Consider the following 17750-nt stretch of genomic DNA (forward strand, 5'->3'; position numbering starts at 1 on the left):
GCTGTCGCGTGCATGTGCGATTCTCGTCTTGCTCTAAGGTTCTCTGCGAACGAGAGGGGTTTGCGATGCCCACAGGTGGCCGACCGACCGTACGTAGCAGGCGACTTGGAACCGCGCTCCGGAGGTACCGGCAGGCGGCCAAGCTCGATCAGCCGCAGGCCGCGGAGGTGATCGCGGCACATCAGACCAGAGTCAGCCGCATCGAGACCGGACACGTCATCGCACGCCCCATTGAGATCCGGGCGATGCTCAAGGCGTACGGGATCGATGACCCCGAAGTCCGGGAGAAACTGGAGGACTTGGCCAAGCATTCCAAGAACCGCGGCTGGTGGCTCGAACACTCGGAGCATCTGAGGCCGGACTACGTCGACCACATCGCGATGGAGGATGACGCCTCGTACATCCGGGAATGGCAGCCCCTCATGGTGCCGGGTCTGCTGCAAACTCCGGCCTATGCGGAGGCGGTTATCGCCGGTGGTCCACACCACATTGAACCGGAGAGGGCCGCCGAGTTGGTGAAGGTGCGCGTGGGGCGGCAGGCGAAGATCGCGGAGGGCGGAGCGTCGTACACAGCCATCCTCTGGGAGTCGGTCATTACGTACCCGCTCGTCAGCGTCGGGATTCATCGCAGCCAGTTGTCCGCGATCCTGGAGATCGGCAAACGGAAGAACGTCACTGTCCAAGTGCTGCCGTTCAGCGCGGGCGCACTGGGCGGTTCCACCTCAGCCTTCTCTTCCTTCAGTTTTGACGAAGAGCCGACGGTCGAAGCGGTCACCTTGGACAACCTGCGAGGCACGTCGGTGCTTGAAGGCTCCGAAGACCTCATGGCTTACGCCAATATGTACGACCTACTACGATCGGCCGCACTGGCACCCGAGGCGAGCGCCGAGCTCATCCGGGGCGTACTGCGGAGTTTGAAGGAAGACACATCGTGACCGAGGTCGTAAGCCCCTTCTGGAAGTCCTCGTACTCCGGGCAGGAGAACAACTGCGTCGAGGTCGCCGACACGGCGCCCGGTGGTCGGGCCGTCCGCGACAGCAAGCAGCAGGACGGTCCCCTCATCACTCTCTCCCGCGATGCCTGGGCCGCCTTCCTGGGGCAGTTCGACCAGTAGACGGCGGCCGGCACAGGCCGACGGCATGATGCCCTGCATCGGATCTTCCGGGCTCGATCGCGGTGTACTGCGGGAAACCGATGCCCGCGCGCGGGCAGAAGCCGGGCGAACAGTCCTGGATCCGCCCGTCCCCTGGACACCGATCTCACTGAGATCAGACCACTTGAGCGTCGAGTGGACAGTGTGTTCCGGGTCTACACGGCCGGTGACGACGGCGGGGGCGTGGACCGTGTCGACTGGGCGGAGATCGTCGAGATCGGGCTGGGTGAGGGCCCGGGTCGTGACTACTGGAGGCATCTGATGGCCACGTACACCCCGAACTTTCCGGGCAGTCACACGATCGTCGAGGAGTCCTGGCTCGAAGGCCGCGCCAAGGGACAGGCCGAGGCTGTTCTGCACATTCTCGAAGTGCGGGGTATCGAGATCCCCGACTCCGTCCGGGAGCGGGTTACCGACTGCACCGACCTCGACACGCTGGTTACCTGGCTAGACCGCTCCCTTGGCGTGACGCACGCCGAGGAGTTGTTCGCCGAGGAGTAGAGCGTACGAAGGCGCCCGGCGGACGATACGCCGGGCGCCTTCCATGTCGGGGTGAGGGGGACTACAGCTTCTCGATGACGTAGTCCACGCACTTGGTGAGGGCCTCGACGTCCGACGGGTCGATCGCCGGGAACATCGCGACCCGCAGCTGGTTGCGGCCGAGCTTGCGGTAGGGCTCGGTGTCGACGATGCCGTTGGCGCGCAGCACCTTGGCGACGGCCGCCGCGTCCACCTCGTCGGTGAAGTCGATCGTGCCGATGACCTGCGAGCGCTTGGCCGGGTCGGTGACGAACGGGTTCGCGAACTTCACGTCCTCCGCCCAGCCGTACAGGTTGCGCGCGGAGGTGGCGGTGCGGCGCACGGACCAGTCCAGGCCGCCCTGGCCGTTGATCCAGTCCAGCTGCTCACCCAGCAGGAAGAGCGTGGCGAGGGCCGGGGTGTTGTACGTCTGGTTCTTGCGCGAGTTGTCGATCGCCGTCGGCAGGCTGAAGAACTCCGGCACGTGCCGCCCGCTCGCGTGCACACGCTCGGCACGCTCGATCGCCGCCGGCGAGAACACGCCGATCCACAGGCCGCCGTCGGAGGCGAACGACTTCTGCGGGGCGAAGTAGTACACGTCCGTCTCGGCGATGTCGACGGGCAGACCGCCCGCGCCGGAGGTCGCGTCCACGAGGACGAGCGCGCCCTCGTCGGCGCCCTCCACGCGCTTGATCGGCATCGCGACGCCGGTCGAGGTCTCGTTGTGCGTGAACGCGTAGACGTCCACACCGGCCACGGCGACCGGCTCGGGGTGCGTGCCCGGGTCGGCGGTGATGACGTCCGGCTCCGCCAGCCAGGGCGCCAGCTTGGACGCCTTGGCGAACTTGGAGCTGAACTCGCCGAAGCTCAGGTGCTGCGACCTGTTCTCGATCAGGCCGTGCGTCGCGACGTCCCAGAACGCGGTGGAGCCGCCGTTGCCGAGGACGACCTCGTAGCCCTCGGGGAGCCCGAAGAGGTCGCTGATGCCGTCGCGCACCTTGCCGACCAGGTTCTTGACCGGGGCCTGGCGATGGGAGGTGCCCAGCAGGGACGTACCGGTGGCGGCCAGGGCGTCCAGCGCCTCCGTCCGCACCTTGGAGGGACCCGCGCCGAAACGACCGTCGGCGGGCTTGATGTCAGCAGGAATCCGGATCTCAGCCACGGGGTGAGGTTAGCCGGTGGAGCCGTGGTCGGTGCAACGCCGTTCGTTGCGTGAGACGCGGGGGGTCGGGGTGCGGGTCCGTCGGCCCGAACGGCCTCGTCCTCACACGCCGGACGGGCTGGATGGGGTGGCTGCCCCGAGGATGGCCGGCTGCGGGCCGGTGGGGGCCGACCGCGCAGTTCCCCGCGCCCCCAAAACCCCCCGGAACCACAATGCCCCGCCAGCCAAAGCCCCGGCGTCACCCCCTTGAGGGGCGCGGGGAACTGCGCGACCAACCACGACGGCGCGGCAGCCAAAGGCCCGGCGTGACCCCCCTGAGGGGCGCGGGGAACTGCGCGACCAACCACGATGGCGCGGCAGCCAAAGGACCGGCCTGCCCCTCAGGGGCGCGGGGAACTGCGCGATCACCCCCACCCCGCCGCACCCAACACCATGGCCCCCCACCCCCCACCCTGATTTCCTAGCCATATGGATGATCTGGAAGCGGAGCTGCGGAAGGCCGTTCGGGGCGACGTCGGGTTCGGGGTGACCCCACGCGCCCTGGTCACCATGGACGCCTCCAACTACCGCCGAGTCCCACAGGGCACCGTCGCCCCCAGGGACGCCGACGACGTGGAAGCCACCCTGAACGTGTGCCGAGCACACACCGTGCCGGTGGTGCCCCGCGGCGGCGGCACCTCCATCGCCGGCCAGGCGACCGGCGTAGGCGTCGTCCTCGACTTCACGCGGTACATGAACCGCCTGGTGTCCCTGGACGCCGAGACCGCCACCGCCGTCGTCCAGCCGGGCCTCGTCCTCGACCGCCTCCAGGAGGCCGCCGCCCCGCACGGCCTGCGCTTCGGCCCCGACCCCTCGACACACTCCCGCTGCACGCTCGGCGGCATGATCGGGAACAACTCCTGCGGCTCCCACTCGGTCGCCTGGGGCACCACGGCGGACAGCGTGCGCGAGCTGACCGTGCTCACCGCGCGCGGACAGCACCTGCGCCTCGGGCCGGACTGGGCGGGCGCGCCCGACGGCCTGCGCGCACTCGCCGAGGGCGAACTCGCCCGGCTGCGCACGGCGTTCCGCACCGACCTGCCCCGCCGTATCTCCGGCTACGCGCTGGACGCGCTGCTGCCCGAGCGCGGCGCCGACGTCGCCCGCTCCTTCTGCGGCTCGGAGGGCACCCTCGGTGTGCTCACGGAGGCCGCCGTACAGCTGGTCAAAGCCCCGCGCGCCCGCGCCCTCGCCGTGCTCGGGTACGCCGACGAGAGCGTCGCCGCCGAGGCCGCGGCCGGGCTGCTGCCGTACCGGCCGCTGACCGTCGAGGGCATGGCCGCCGACCTGGTGCCGGAACCGGCCGGGCTGCCGCGCGGCGGGGCCTGGCTGTTCGTGGAGACGGGCGGGGACAGCGAGGGCGAGGCACGCGCGCGTGCCGAGGAGATCGTCCGCGCGGCCGACGTACTGGACGCGCGCGTCGTCACCGACCCGGCCGGACAGCGGCTGCTGTGGCGGATCCGCGAGGACGCCAGCGGTACGGCGACCCGGATGCCGGACGGCAGCGAGGCCTGGCCCGGCTGGGAGGACTGCGCGGTGCCGCCCGCCCGGCTCGGCGCCTACTTGCGGGACTTCCGCAAGCTGCTCGCCGCGCACGCCCTGCGCGGAACCCCGTACGGACACTTCGGGGACGGCTGTATCCACGTACGGATCGACTTCGACCTGCTCAGCGCGGCGGGCGTGGCACGGTTCCGGCGGTTCTCCGAGGAACTCGCCGACCTCGTCGTCGCGCACGGCGGTTCGCTGTCCGGGGAGCACGGCGACGGACAGGCCCGCGCGGAGCTGCTGCCGAGGATGTACGGCGCCGAGGTCGTCGCCCTGTTCGAGCGCGCCAAGGGCGTCTGGGACCCGGACGACCTGCTCAACCCCGGCATTCTGGTGCGCCCCGCACCGCTCGACGCCGATCTGCGGTTCGCCGTGCTGCCCCGCACCCCGGTCGACGTCGAGTTCGGCTACCCGGCCGACGGCGGCGACTTCTCGGCCGCCGTCCGCCGCTGCGTCGGGGTCGCCAAGTGCCGTACGACGACGGCGACCGGGCCCGCCGTGATGTGCCCGTCCTTCCGCGCGACCGGCGAGGAGGAACACTCCACCCGCGGGCGCGCCCGGCTGCTGCACGAGATGCTCGCCGGCGAGGTGGTCACCGACGGCTGGCGCTCCACGGAGGTCCGGGACGCCCTCGACCTGTGCCTGTCCTGCAAGGGCTGCCGGTCCGACTGTCCCGTCGGCGTCGACATGGCCACGTACAAGGCGGAGTTCCTGCACCACCACTACGCGGGGCGCCGGCGTCCGGCCGCGCACTACGCGATGGGCCGGCTGCCGCAGTGGCTGCGCTGGGTGTCCCGTACCCGCACGGCCCGGCTCGCCAACGCGCTGGCGTCGGTGCGGCCCCTCGCGCGCGTGGCGAAACGGCTCGGCGGGATCGCGCCCGAGCGGGACATCCCCCGGCTGGCGCCCCGGACCTTCAGCCAGTGGTGGGAGGGGCGGAAGGGGGATTCGCGGGCGACCGGCGACGAGATCGTCATCCTGTGGCCGGACACCTTCACCGAGCATCTCTCGCCGTCCGTCGGGCAGGCGGCCGTACGCGTCCTTGAGGCGGCCGGGCTGCGCGTCGCGCTCCCGCCGACCGTGCACTTCACCCGCCCCGCCGTCGGGGACGGCGTGTCCGTCGCCATGGACCCGCGGTCCCTGCTGCGCGGCCGGGGCCGGGTCTGCTGCGGCCTGACGTACGTCTCCACGGGACAGCTGGACCGTGCCCGCGCGGTGCTGCGCCGCACCCTCGACCTGATGGAACCGGTACTGGAGACCGCCGCCCCCGTCGTTGTCCTGGAACCCAGCTGCGCCGCCGCCCTCCGTACCGACCTGCCCGAACTGCTGCACGACGACCCCCGTGCCGCGCGCCTCGCCGCCCGCGTCCTGACCTTCGCGGAGACCCTGGAACGGCACGCCCCGCACTGGACACCGCCCCGCATCGACCGGCCCGCGGTCGGCCAGACCCACTGCCACCAGCACGCGGTACTCGGCGACGCGGCCGACCGCCGGCTGCGTACGGCCGCCGGTCTGACCGGCGAGCTGGCCGGCGGCTGCTGCGGCCTCGCGGGGAACTTCGGCTTCGAACGCGGCCACTTCGAGGTGTCCGGCGCCTGCGCGGAGGAACAGCTCCTGCCGGCCCTGCGGGAGGCGCCCGACGGCTCGGTGGTCCTGGCGGACGGTTTCTCCTGCCGTACGCAGATGGAGCAGCTGGCGGGGGAGCGGGGGCGGCATCTGGCGGAGGTGCTGGCAGAAACGTTGGGGGAGGCGTTGGGGGAGGAGGGGGAGCGGGGGAAGTGACGCGGGTGACAGCGACGTCAGAGGCATAAGCGGTTCACACGCCTGACGTGGTCCATTACCCTGGACTGGCAAGTGCATGGAAGTGAACGGCGTCCGCTGCCGTACGCATGCCCCAACGCTCCAACGCCCCAACGGAATTCGTGCCGAGCCCCTGGACCGCCCTGTGACCACCCCCGAAGCCGCCACCTCGAAGCCGTCCGCGTCGACCGCCGCCACCTCCGGCACCTCCGATGCCGCTCCGGGGCGCGGCGGCTCACTCGGCCCCGTCGGCCTGGTGCTCGCCGGCGGGCTCTCGGTGCAGTTCGGCGGGGCGCTCGCGGTCAGCCTGATGCCACGGGCCGGCGCGCTGGGCATCGTCACCCTGCGCCTGGCCGTTGCCGCGATCGTGCTGCTGGTGATCTGCCGGCCCCGGCTGCGCGGGCACTCCCGTACCGACTGGGGCACGGTCCTCGTCTTCGGCGTCACCATGGGCGCGATGAACGGCCTCTTCTACCAGGCCGTCGACCGCATCCCGCTCGGCCCGGCCGTCACCCTGGAAGTCCTCGGCCCGCTCGCCCTGTCCGTCGTCGCCTCCCGCCGCGCGATCAACTTCGTCTGGGCGGGCCTCGCCCTGGCCGGTGTCTTCCTGCTCGGAGGCGGCGGCTTCGAGAGCCTCGACCCGGCCGGGGTGGCCTTCGCGCTGTCCGCGGGCGCGATGTGGGCGGCGTACATCGTCTTCAGCGCGCGCACCGGCCGCCGCTTCCCGCAGGCCGACGGGCTCGCCCTCGCGATGGTGGTCGCGGCGGTGCTGTTCCTTCCGCTGGGCATCGCCGAGTCCGGTACGAAGCTGCTGGACCCGGTGGTGCTGGGACTCGGTGCGGCGGTGGCCGTGATGTCGTCGGTGCTGCCGTACACGCTGGAACTGCTGGCCTTGCGGCGGATGCCCGCGCCGACGTTCGCGATCATGATGAGCCTGGAGCCGGCGATCGCGGCCACGGCCGGTTTCCTGGTCCTCGACCAGGCCCTCAACGCCATGGAGGCGGCGGCGATCGCCCTGGTCATCGCGGCAAGCATGGGCGCGGTACGCACGCAGACGCGCCGGGGACGCGCGATGGGAACGGCAGCATGAGCGTGCAGCACAGCCGAAGCTTCGGGTGACGAACCGCTGATCCCCCCGTCCGGAGCCGACTCCGGATGCTCTACTACTGGCTCGCACCCGGTCGACGTGTCGTCCTGCTGACCGTCTTCCGTAAGACGAAGACGCGCGAGAAGGCCGAGGTCGACCGAGCCCGCGAGGTCCAGGCCGCATGTGAGGCCGGCCATGCGCCGGCCGCCGAGCACAACATCTACAGCCGCCCGATCAAGGAGGAACTGCCGTGAACCACGCCGAGTGGAAGACCCGCCGCCACCGCAAGCTCCTCGGCGAGACGGTCGAGGAGGACACCGAGTACGACCGCCTCTACGAGGAGGCCGAAATTGCCCACGACCTCGGTCAGCTCGTCTACGACCGGCGCACCGCCCTGGGGCTGTCCCAGACCGAACTGGCCGAACGTTGCGGGATGAAGCAGCCTCAGATTTCCCGGATCGAAGGCGGCGGCACCGTACCGACCATCCCCCTCCTGCGGCGACTTGCGCGTGCCATGGACGCCGACCTGATCATCGAACTCACCCCGCACGACCAGGCGGCCTGAGCAACCGCCCGACGCCTGTCGCGTCGAGTTCCTCGTCGGCTCCAAGTCGCACCCGACCCCTCGTGAGGGCCCCCTCCGAGGCCGCCGCCACGAAGGCCGTGCACGCCTCGCCCTTGTGGAAACCAAAAATCATGCAAGCGTGCTTGATTTGTTCTGGTGGCCCTGACAGGCTCGGGCCATGGTTGACCCCACCCCCGTGTTCGACGACCTGCGCGACGAAAGCGCGGATCTCGACGCGATCGTGGCCGAGCTGAGCCCGGAGCAGTGGGCCCTGCCCACCCCCGCGCCCCGCTGGACCATCGCCCACCAGATCGCCCACCTCACCTGGACCGACCACTCGTCCCTCCTCGCCGTCACGGACGAGGACGGCTTCCGCGCGGTCGTCGAGAAGGCGCTGACCTCGCCGGACTCCTTCGTGGACGAGGGCGCCGAAGAGGGCGCGGCCCACCCGCCCGCCGAGCTTCTCGCGCGCTGGCGCGCCGGTCGCGCCGCGCTGGAGACCGCCCTGCGCGCCTCCGCCCCCGGCGCCCGTTTCCCCTGGTACGGCCCGCCCATGGCCGCCGCCTCCATGGCCACGGCCCGGATCATGGAGACCTGGGCCCACGGGCAGGACATCGCGGACACGCTGGGTGTGGTGCGCGCACCCACGGACCGGCTGAAGCATGTGGCCCGTATCGGGGTCAGGGCCCGTGACTACGCCTTCGGCGTGCACGGCGAGCCCCCGCCCTCGGAGGAGTTCCGCGTCGAACTGACCGCCCCCTCGGGCGAGTTGTGGACCTACGGTCCCGAGGGCGCCGCCCAGCGCGTCACCGGCCCGGGGCACGACTTCTGTCTCCTCGTCACCCAGCGCGCCCACCGCGACGACCTCGACCTGCGCGCCGACGGCCACGACGCCGACCGCTGGCTCGACCTCGCCCAGGCCTTCGCGGGCCCACCGGGCACCGGCCGCCCCGCGAAGGGACCGGGTCAATGACGACTCCGCGCCCCGGCAACGCCCCGGCGGCCGGCACTCGGCTGGACCACACCCCCGCTTTCGTCGGCCCGTCCGGCACCCCTGTGAAAGGGGCCCGTCAGTGACCCTGCGGATCGGCAACGCCTCCGGCTTCTACGGCGATCGCTTCGACGCCATGCGGGAGATGCTCGTCGGGGGTGAGCTGGACGTCCTGACCGGCGACTACCTCGCCGAGCTGACCATGCTCATCCTCGGCCGGGACCGGCTGAAGGACCCCGGCGCCGGGTACGCCCGTACCTTCCTGCGGCAGTTGGAGGAGTGCCTCGGGCTCGCCCACGAGCGGGGCGTGCGGATCGTCAGCAACGCCGGGGGGCTCAATCCGGCCGGGCTCGCCGACGCCGTACGGAAACTGGCCGGCCGGCTCGGCATCCCGGTGCGGGTCGCGCACGTCGAGGGCGACGACCTCACCGCCGCCCACCCCGGCAGCCTCGCCGCGCACGCCTACCTCGGCGGCTTCGGCATCGCGGCCGCCCTGCGCGAGGGCGCCGACATCGTGGTCACCGGGCGGGTGACCGACGCGGCCCTGGTCACCGGGCCCGCCGCCGCCCACTTCGGCTGGCAGCCGGGGGAGTACGACCGGCTCGCGGGGGCGGTCGTCGCCGGGCATGTGCTGGAGTGCGGCACCCAGGCCACCGGCGGCAACTACGCCTTCTTCGCCGACGGAGACGTCCGCCGCCCCGGCTTCCCGCTCGCCGAGATCCACGCCGACGGCACCAGTGTCATCACCAAGCACCCCGGCACCGGCGGCTTCGTCGACGTCGGCACGGTCACCGCCCAGCTGCTCTACGAGACCGGCGGCGCCCGGTACGCCGGCCCCGACGTCACCGCCCGCCTCGACACCGTACGGCTCACCCAGGACGGCCCCGACCGCGTCCGTGTCGAGGACGTCCGCGGCGAGGCCCCGCCCCCGACCCTCAAGGTCGGCCGCAACCGGCTCGGCGGCTTCCGCAACGAGGTCGTCTACGTCCTCACCGGCCTCGACATCGAGGCCAAGGCGGCGCTGGTACGCGCCCAGATGACCAGCGCGCTCGCCAAGTCGCCGCCCGCCGAGGTCCGTTGGGAGCTCGCCCGCACCGACCACCCCGACGCCGCCACCGAGGAGACCGCCAGTGCGCTGCTGCGGCTCGTGGTGCGGGACGCGGACGAGGCGAAGGTCGGGAGGGCGCTCAGTGGGGCCGCCGTAGAGCTGGCACTCGGCAGCTATCCCGGGTTCCATGTGGTCGCGCCCCCTGGAAAAGGCTCGCCCTATGGGGTGTTCGAGGATGTGTACGTCCCCCATGGCTCCGTAGACCATGTGGTCGTCCTCCACGACGGGCGGCGGATCAGTGTGGTGCCGCCCGACCAGACGCGTGTACTCGAACCCCTTGCCGAGCCGCCCCTTCCCCGGCCGCTGCCGGCCGGGCCCGTACGGCGGGCACCCCTGGGCCTTGTCGCCGGCGCCCGCAGTGGGGACAAGGGCGGGAGCGCCAACGTCGGGGTGTGGGCACGGACCGAGGACGGCTGGCGGTGGCTCGCGCACGAGCTGACCGTGGCCCGGTTCCGGGAGCTGCTGCCCGAGACCCGCGACCTGCCCGTCACCCGGCACCCCCTGCCCCGGCTGCGCGCGCTCAACTTCGTCGTCGAGGGCATCCTCGGCGAGGGCGTCGCCGCGCAGGCCCGTTTCGACCCGCAGGCCAAGGCCCTCGGCGAATGGCTGCGCTCCCGCCACCTGGACGTCCCGGAGGCCCTGTTGCCGACCGCACCCGGCCCCGGCTCCATGGAGGCGTCCGCCGTGACCACCGACACCCCCACGGAGGCCCCGTCGTGACCGTCCTCTCCTCCGCGCTCGACCCGGGCGGCCCCGACTTCACGGCGAACCGCGACGCCATGACCGCGAGGCTCGCCGAACTCGACGCCGAACACGCCAAGGCCCTCGCGGGCGGCGGCGAGAAGTACGTGGCCCGGCACAAGAAGCGCGGCAAGCTCCTCGCGCGCGAGCGGATCGAACTGCTCCTCGACCCCGACACGCCGTTCCTGGAGCTGTCCCCGCTCGCCGCGTGGGGCAGCGACTTCGCCGTCGGCGCCTCGCTCGTCACCGGCATCGGGGTCGTCGAGGGCGTCGAGTGCCTGATCACCGCCAACGACCCCACCGTGCGCGGCGGCGCCAGCAACCCGTGGAGCTTGAAGAAGGCCCTGCGCGCCAACGACATCGCCCTCGCCAACCGGCTGCCCTGCATCAGCCTCGTCGAGTCCGGAGGTGCCGATCTCCCGTCCCAGAAGGAGATCTTCATCCCGGGCGGCGCCATCTTCCGCGACCTGACCCGGCTCTCGGCCGCCGGCATCCCCACGATCGCCGTCGTCTTCGGCAACTCCACCGCGGGCGGCGCCTACATCCCCGGCATGTCGGACCACGTCATCATGGTCAAGGAACGCGCCAAGGTGTTCCTCGGCGGCCCTCCCCTGGTCAAGATGGCCACCGGCGAGGAGAGCGACGACGAGTCCCTCGGCGGCGCCGAGATGCACGCGCGCGTGTCGGGCCTCGCCGACTACTTCGCCGTCGACGAACCCGACGCCCTGCGCCAGGCCCGGCGTGTCGTCGCCCGCCTCAACCACCGCAAGGCGTACGCCGACCCGCCGCTCGCCGAGCCCCCCAAGTACGACCCCGAGGAACTCCTCGGCATCGTCCCCGGCGACCTCAAGATCCCCTACGACCCGCGCGAGGTCATCGCCCGGATCGTCGACGCCTCCGACTTCGACGAGTTCAAACCGCTCTACGGCAGCAGCCTGGCCACCGGTTGGGCGTCCCTGCACGGCTATCCCGTCGGCATCCTCGCCAACGCGCAGGGTGTGCTGTTCAGCCAGGAGTCCCAGAAGGCCGCCCAGTTCATCCAACTCGCCAACCAGCGGGACATCCCCCTGCTCTTCCTGCACAACACCACCGGCTACATGGTCGGCAAGGAGTACGAGCAGGGCGGCATCATCAAACACGGCTCGATGATGATCAACGCGGTCAGCAACAGCCGCGTCCCGCACCTCTCCGTCCTCATGGGCGCCTCCTACGGCGCCGGCCACTACGGCATGTGCGGCCGCGCCTACGACCCGCGCTTCCTCTTCTCCTGGCCCAGCGCCAAGTCCGCCGTCATGGGCCCGCAGCAGCTCGCCGGCGTCCTGTCCATCGTCGCCCGCCAGTCCGCCGCCGCGAAGGGACAGCCCTACGACGAGGACGCCGACGCCGCCATGCGCGCCATGGTCGAGCAGCAGATCGAGTCCGAGTCCCTGCCGATGTTCCTGTCCGGACGGCTCTACGACGACGGCGTCATCGACCCCCGCGACACCCGAACCGTCCTCGGCCTGTGCCTGTCCGCCCTCCACAACGCGCCCTACGAGGGCGTCCGTGGCGGCTTCGGCGTCTTCCGGATGTGAGGTAGCCCGACGTGATCACCACCCTTCTTGTCGCCAACCGGGGCGAGATCGCCTGCCGGATCTTCCGCACCTGCCGTGAGCTGGGGATCCGGACGGTGGCCGTGTACTCGGACGCCGACGAAAACGCCCTCCACGCGCGCGAGGCCGACGACGCCGTCCGCCTGCCGGGCACGGCGCCCTCCGACACGTACCTGCGCGGGGACCTGATCGTGAAGGCGGCCCTCGCGGCCGGCGCCGACGCCGTGCACCCCGGCTACGGCTTCCTCTCCGAGAACCCCGCCTTCGCGCGCGAGGTACGGGACGCGGGCCTGCTGTGGATCGGCCCGCCGCCGTCCGCGATCGAGGCCATGGCGTCCAAGACCCGCGCCAAGGAACTCATGGGCGTCGCGCCCCTCACCGACCCCACCGAGGCCGACCTGCCCGTCCTGGTCAAGGCGGCGGCGGGCGGCGGCGGACGCGGCATGCGGATCGTACGGCGCCTCGACGAACTGCCCGCCGCCCTGGAGGGCGCCCGCGCGGAGGCCACCAGTGCCTTCGGCGACGGCGAGGTCTTCGTCGAGCCCTACATCGAGAACGGCCGCCACGTCGAGGTCCAGATCCTCGCCGACACCCACGGCACCGTCTGGGCCCTCGGCACCCGCGACTGCTCCCTCCAGCGCCGCCACCAGAAGGTCGTCGAGGAAGCCCCGGCCCCCGGACTCTCCGCCGGACTCACCGACGAACTGTGCGCACAGGCCGTACGCGCCGCCCGCGCGGTCGACTACGTGGGCGCCGGCACCGTCGAGTTCCTCGTCGCCGACGGCAGGGCCCAGTTCCTGGAGATGAACACCCGCCTCCAGGTCGAACACCCCGTCACCGAGGCCGTGTTCGACGTCGACCTCGTCGCCCTGCAACTCCGCGTCGCCGAGGGCCACGCCCTCGACACCGACCCGCCCACCCCGCGCGGCCACGCCGTCGAGGCCCGCCTCTACGCCGAGGACCCCGCCCGCGACTGGGCCCCGCAGACCGGCACCCTGCACCGCCTCGCCGTCCCCGCGGGCGTCCGCCTGGACACCGGCTTCACGGACGGCGACGAGATCTCCGTCCACTACGACCCCATGCTCGCCAAGGTCGTCGCCCACGCCCCCACCCGCGCGGAGGCCGTCCGCAGACTCGCCGGCGCCCTCGAAGCCACCGCCCTGCACGGCCCGGTCACCAACCGCGACCTCCTCGTCCGCTCCCTGCGCCACGAGGACTTCACCACCGCCCGGATGGACACCGGCTTCTACGACCGCCACCTGGCCGCCCTCACGGAAGCCGCCCCCGACCCGCACGCCCCGCTCGCCGCAGCCCTCGCCGCCGCCTCCCACGCGCCCTCCCGCTTCGGCGGCTGGCGCAACCTCCCCTCCCAGCCCCAGACCAGGCGCTACCTGATGGCGGGCGAGGAACACGAGATCCACTACCGGCACGCGCGCGGGGGCGCCCTGGAGGCGGACACCGCCCGCGTCCTGCACGCCGACGCCCACACGGTCGTACTCGAAGTGGACGGCGTACGCCGCAAGTTCAAGGTGACGGGCTACGGCGACCAGGTCTTCGTCAACAACACCACCCTCCGCGCCCTGCCCCGCTTCCCCGACCCCGCGGCCCAACACGCCCTCGGCTCCCTCCTGGCCCCCATGCCGGGCACGGTCGTCCGCGTGGCGGAGGGCCTGACGGTGGGAGCGGAGGTAAAGGCCGGAGAACCCCTGCTCTGGCTGGAGGCGATGAAGATGGAACACAAGATCACCGCCCCGGCCACGGGAACGGTGAGCGCTGTGCATGTCTCTCCGGGACAACAGGTGCAGGTCGACACGCTATTGGCAGTAGTGCAACCCACCTGAAGGGGCGCGGGGAACTGCGCGACCAGCCACAACGAAGGAGCCACATGACCACGACCGAAACCGCGGAGCACGCCGCGCTCCGCGCGGCCGTATCCACCCTCGGCAAGCGCTACGGCCGCGAATACCTGCAACGCGTGGTCGCTGAGGGCCGCCACCCCCAGGAACTCTGGACAGAGGCCGGCAAACTCGGCTACCTCGGCGTGAACCTGCCAGAGGCATACGGCGGCGGCGGAGAAGGAATCACCGAACTCTCCATAGTCCTCGAAGAACTGGGCGCAGCCGGCAGCCCCCTCCTCATGCTCGTGGTCTCCCCGGCGATCTGCGGCACGGTGATCGCCCGCTTCGGCACGGACGCCCAGAAACAGCACTGGCTCCCGAGCCTGGCCGACGGCACCAGGACCATGGCCTTCGGCATCACCGAACCCGACGCCGGCTCCAACAGCCACCGCATCACCACCACCGCCCGCCGCGACGGCGAGGACTGGCTGCTCACCGGCCGCAAGGTCTTCATCTCCGGCGTCGACTTCGCGGACGCCACGCTGATCGTCGGCCGCACCGAGGACGCCCGCACCGGACGCCTCAAGCCCTGCCTGTTCATCGTCCCGCGCGACGCGGACGGCTTCACACACCGGCCCATCGACATGGAACTCAACGCCGCCGAGAAGCAGTTCGAGCTGACCCTCGACGACGTACGGCTGCCCGCCGACGCGCTCGTCGGCGACGAGGACGCCGGACTGCTCCAGTTGTTCGCCGGACTCAACCCCGAACGCATCATGACGGCCGCGTTCGCGATCGGCATGGGCCGCTACGCGCTGTCCAGGGCCGTCGAGTACGCGCGCGAGCGCAACGTCTGGAACACCCCCATCGGCGCCCACCAGGCCATCGCCCACCCCCTCGCCCAGGCCCACATCGAACTCGAACTGGCCCGCCTGATGATGCAGAAGGCCGCCCGGCTCTACGACGCCGGAGACGACGCCGGCGCGGGCGAGGCTGCCAACATGGCCAAGTACGCCGCCGGAGAGGCCTGCGTGAAGGCCGTCGACCAGGCCGTACACACCCTCGGCGGCAACGGCCTCACCCGCGAGTTCGGCCTCGCCTCGCTCATCACGGCCTCGCGCGTGGCTCGTATCGCACCCGTCAGCCGGGAGATGATCCTCAACTACGTGTCCCACCAGACCCTGGGCCTGCCCAAGTCGTACTGATCAGCGAGCGCGCACAGCCTGCACGGCCTGCGTGGCCTCGTGCGAGGAGGAACCGATGTTCCGCAGCGAGTACGCCGACGTCCCACCCGTCGAACTGCCCATCCACGAGGCCGTACTGGGCGGGGCCGCCGCCTTCGGTGACGCGCCCGCGCTCATCGACGCCCTCGACGGCACCACCCTCACGTACGAGCAACTGGACCGGTTCCACCGGCGCATCGCCGCCGCCCTCGCGGAGGCCGGTGTGCGCAAGGGGGACGTCGTCGCCCTGCACAGCCCCAACACCATCGCGTACCCCACCGCGTTCTACGCCGCCACGCGCGCGGGTGCCTCGGTCACCACCGTGCACCCGCTCGCCACGCCCGAGGAGTTCGCGAAGCAGCTGAGCGACTGCTCCGCGCGGTGGATCATCACCGTGTCACCGCTGCTCGACGCCGCACGCCGCGCCGCCGAACTCGCCGGCGGGGTCCAGGAGATCCTCGTCTGCGACAGCGCCCCCGGACACCGCTCCCTGATCGACATGCTGGCGTCCACCGCACCGGAACCGGCCGTCGACATCGACCCCGTCGACATCGACCCCGTCGACGACATCGCCGTCCTGCCCTACTCCTCGGGCACCACCGGCACCCCCAAGGGCGTGATGCTCACCCACCGGCAGATCGCCACCAACCTCGCCCAGCTGGCCCCCGCGATCTCCGCCCGCCCCGGCGAACGCGTCCTCGCCGTACTGCCGTTCTTCCACATCTACGGCCTCACCGCCCTGATGAACCTCCCACTCAGCCAGGGCGCCACCGTCGTCGTACTGCCCCGCTTCGACCTCGACACCTTCCTCGCAGCCATCCAGAACCACCGCATCACGGCCCTGTACGTCGCCCCGCCCATCGTCCTCGCCCTCGCCAAGCACCCGGCGGTCGCCCATTACGACCTGTCGTCCCTGCGCTACGTCATCAGCGCCGCCGCGCCCCTGGACGCCCGCCTCGCCGCCGCCTGCGCCCACCGGCTGAACCTCCCGCCGGTGGGCCAGGCCTACGGCATGACCGAACTCTCCCCGGGCACCCACGTCGTCCCCCTCGACGCCATGCACACCGCCCCGCCCGGCACCGTCGGCAAACTCGTCGCCGGCACACAGATGCGCATCGTCTCCCTCGACGACCCCGGCCGCGACATCGGACCCAACGAGTCCGGCGAGATCCTCATCCGCGGCCCCCAGGTCATGAAGGGCTACCTCGGCCGCCCCGACGCCACCGCCGAGATGATCGACACCGACGGCTGGGTCCACACCGGCGACGTCGGACACGTCGACGACAACGGCTGGCTCTACGTCGTCGACCGCCTCAAGGAACTCATCAAGTACAAGGGCTTCCAGGTCGCACCCGCCGAACTCGAAGCCCTCCTGCTCACCCACCCCGGCATCGCCGACGCCGCCGTCATCGGCGTCCCCGACGACAACGGCAACGAGATCCCGCACGCCCACGTCGTGCCCCAGCCGCACGCCACCGACCTCTCCGAGGGCGAGGTCATGATGTTCGTCGCCGAACGCGTCGCCCCCTACAAACGCGTCCGCGCGGTGACCTTCATCGACGAAGTGCCCCGTGCCGCCTCCGGCAAGATCCTCCGCCGCGAACTCCGGGACTCCAGGAAGAAGCCATGACCCTGATCGCCCGCACGCGCGAGAGGGGCGTCGAAACCCTCGCCCTCGACTCGCCCGACACCCGCAACGCGCTCTCCGCCGCGCTCGTCGACGCCCTCGCGGGCGCCCTCGCCGACTGCGCCAAGGACGACGACGTACGCGCCGTCGTCCTCACCCACACCGGCAACACCTTCAGCGCCGGCGCCGACCTGCGCGACCCACCCGCACCCGACGCCCTCGTGGGCCTCCTGCGCGCCCTCGTTGGACTCCCCAAACCCGTCGTCGCCCGCGTCACCGGACACGTCCGCGCGGGCGGCCTCGGCCTCCTCGCCGCCTGCGACATCGCCGCCGCCTCCACCACCGCGACCTTCGCCTTCACCGAGGTCCGCATCGGCGTCGCCCCCGCCGTCATCTCCATGCCCGTACTGCCCCGCACCGACCCGCGCGCCGTCGCCCGCTACTACCTCACCGGCGAACGCCTCGACGCCGCCGAAGCCACCCGCATCGGCCTCCTCACCGCCCACGGCGACGACGTCGACGCCGTACTCGAACCCGTCCTCGACGGACTGCGCCGCTCCGCCCCACACGCCCTGGCGGAGACGAAACGGCTGCTCACAGCTAGGGTGCTGGAGGCCTTCGACCGGGACGCGGACCACCTGACCGCACTCTCGGCCCGGCTGTTCGCCGCCCCGCAGGCCCGCGAGGGAATGACGGCCTTCCTCGAACGACGCGACCCCTCCTGGGCCCTGTGACCACGCACCACGCACCAGACGAAAGA

The 17750-nt window shown here is 71.7% G+C and carries 14 protein-coding genes and 1 pseudogene; 14 read left to right on the plus strand and 1 reads right to left on the minus strand.

The window, feature by feature from the left end; translation table 11 throughout:
• Positions 1 to 65: 65 nt before the first annotated feature.
• From ACIQAC_RS28085 to ACIQAC_RS28095, 3 genes are all read left to right on the plus strand, one after another.
• Positions 66 to 935, plus strand: a complete 870-nt coding sequence (locus ACIQAC_RS28085) for a helix-turn-helix domain-containing protein (protein WP_402195489.1) — start codon at positions 66 to 68, stop codon at positions 933 to 935.
• The gene (locus ACIQAC_RS28090) at positions 932 to 1114 is read left to right on the plus strand and encodes a DUF397 domain-containing protein (protein ID WP_402195491.1); all 183 of its coding nucleotides are present in this window, start codon (positions 932 to 934) and stop codon (positions 1112 to 1114) included. The genes ACIQAC_RS28085 and ACIQAC_RS28090 overlap by 4 nt, the downstream gene beginning before the upstream one ends.
• 174 nt (positions 1115 to 1288) lie before the next feature.
• The gene (locus ACIQAC_RS28095; protein ID WP_402195494.1) at positions 1289 to 1654 is read left to right on the plus strand and encodes a hypothetical protein; all 366 of its coding nucleotides are present in this window, start codon (positions 1289 to 1291) and stop codon (positions 1652 to 1654) included.
• 61 nt (positions 1655 to 1715) lie between these two features.
• Here the strand turns inward: ACIQAC_RS28095 and serC are convergent, their stop codons facing one another.
• Positions 1716 to 2834: a phosphoserine transaminase gene (gene serC, locus ACIQAC_RS28100; protein WP_402195495.1), complete on the minus strand. Its 1119-nt coding sequence runs from the start codon at positions 2832 to 2834 to the stop codon at positions 1716 to 1718.
• 468 nt (positions 2835 to 3302) lie between these two features.
• Between serC and ACIQAC_RS28105 the strand changes: the two genes are divergently transcribed.
• From ACIQAC_RS28105 to ACIQAC_RS28155, 11 genes and pseudogenes are all read left to right on the plus strand, one after another.
• Entirely contained in the window at positions 3303 to 6200 is a 2898-nt protein-coding gene (locus ACIQAC_RS28105; RefSeq protein ID WP_402195497.1) for an FAD-binding and (Fe-S)-binding domain-containing protein, read from the plus strand.
• A 163-nt stretch (positions 6201 to 6363) separates the two neighbouring features.
• Positions 6364 to 7308 (plus strand): EamA family transporter, encoded by a 945-nt coding sequence (locus ACIQAC_RS28110; protein ID WP_402195498.1) that lies wholly within the window; start codon positions 6364 to 6366, stop codon positions 7306 to 7308.
• A 74-nt stretch (positions 7309 to 7382) separates the two neighbouring features.
• A pseudogene (locus ACIQAC_RS28115) lies at positions 7383 to 7559 on the plus strand (type II toxin-antitoxin system RelE/ParE family toxin); the annotation flags it as partial.
• Positions 7556 to 7870 carry a multiprotein-bridging factor 1 family protein gene (locus ACIQAC_RS28120; RefSeq protein WP_402195500.1) on the plus strand — a complete coding sequence of 105 codons (315 nt, stop codon included), beginning with the start codon at positions 7556 to 7558 and terminating at the stop codon, positions 7868 to 7870. The pseudogene ACIQAC_RS28115 and the gene ACIQAC_RS28120, both read left to right, overlap by 4 nt.
• A gap of 178 nt (positions 7871 to 8048) precedes the next feature.
• Positions 8049 to 8843: a TIGR03084 family metal-binding protein gene (locus ACIQAC_RS28125; protein ID WP_402195502.1), complete on the plus strand. Its 795-nt coding sequence runs from the start codon at positions 8049 to 8051 to the stop codon at positions 8841 to 8843.
• Positions 8844 to 8943: 100 nt separating this feature from the next.
• Positions 8944 to 10689: an acyclic terpene utilization AtuA family protein gene (locus ACIQAC_RS28130; protein ID WP_402195505.1), complete on the plus strand. Its 1746-nt coding sequence runs from the start codon at positions 8944 to 8946 to the stop codon at positions 10687 to 10689.
• On the plus strand, positions 10686 to 12284 hold the full coding sequence (locus ACIQAC_RS28135) for an acyl-CoA carboxylase subunit beta (protein WP_402195507.1): 1599 nt from the start codon (positions 10686 to 10688) through the stop codon (positions 12282 to 12284). The genes ACIQAC_RS28130 and ACIQAC_RS28135 overlap by 4 nt, the downstream gene beginning before the upstream one ends.
• A gap of 11 nt (positions 12285 to 12295) precedes the next feature.
• Entirely contained in the window at positions 12296 to 14143 is a 1848-nt protein-coding gene (locus ACIQAC_RS28140; RefSeq protein ID WP_402195508.1) for an acetyl/propionyl/methylcrotonyl-CoA carboxylase subunit alpha, read from the plus strand.
• Between the two features lie 44 nt (positions 14144 to 14187).
• The gene (locus ACIQAC_RS28145) at positions 14188 to 15345 is read left to right on the plus strand and encodes an acyl-CoA dehydrogenase family protein (protein WP_402195511.1); all 1158 of its coding nucleotides are present in this window, start codon (positions 14188 to 14190) and stop codon (positions 15343 to 15345) included.
• Between the two features lie 55 nt (positions 15346 to 15400).
• Positions 15401 to 16993: a 4-coumarate--CoA ligase family protein gene (locus ACIQAC_RS28150; protein ID WP_402195513.1), complete on the plus strand. Its 1593-nt coding sequence runs from the start codon at positions 15401 to 15403 to the stop codon at positions 16991 to 16993.
• Entirely contained in the window at positions 16990 to 17724 is a 735-nt protein-coding gene (locus ACIQAC_RS28155; RefSeq protein ID WP_402195515.1) for an enoyl-CoA hydratase family protein, read from the plus strand. The genes ACIQAC_RS28150 and ACIQAC_RS28155 overlap by 4 nt, the downstream gene beginning before the upstream one ends.
• The last annotated feature ends 26 nt before the right edge of the window (positions 17725 to 17750 follow it).

The sequence above is a fragment of the Streptomyces sp. NPDC088387 genome (genome assembly GCF_044753385.1).
GTDB lineage: Bacteria > Actinomycetota > Actinomycetes > Streptomycetales > Streptomycetaceae > Streptomyces.

What these genes read in the sequence shown, in the direction of transcription:
- ACIQAC_RS28085 (WP_402195489.1), top strand. Translation starts at nt 66, where the DNA reads ATGCCCACAGGTGGCCGACCGACCGTACGTAGCAGGCGACTTGGAACC.
- ACIQAC_RS28105 (WP_402195497.1), top strand. Translation starts at nt 3,303, where the DNA reads ATGGATGATCTGGAAGCGGAGCTGCGGAAGGCCGTTCGGGGCGACGTC.
- ACIQAC_RS28125 (WP_402195502.1), top strand. Translation starts at nt 8,049, where the DNA reads ATGGTTGACCCCACCCCCGTGTTCGACGACCTGCGCGACGAAAGCGCG.
- ACIQAC_RS28145 (WP_402195511.1), top strand. Translation starts at nt 14,188, where the DNA reads ATGACCACGACCGAAACCGCGGAGCACGCCGCGCTCCGCGCGGCCGTA.
- ACIQAC_RS28150 (WP_402195513.1), top strand. Translation starts at nt 15,401, where the DNA reads ATGTTCCGCAGCGAGTACGCCGACGTCCCACCCGTCGAACTGCCCATC.
- ACIQAC_RS28155 (WP_402195515.1), top strand. Translation starts at nt 16,990, where the DNA reads ATGACCCTGATCGCCCGCACGCGCGAGAGGGGCGTCGAAACCCTCGCC.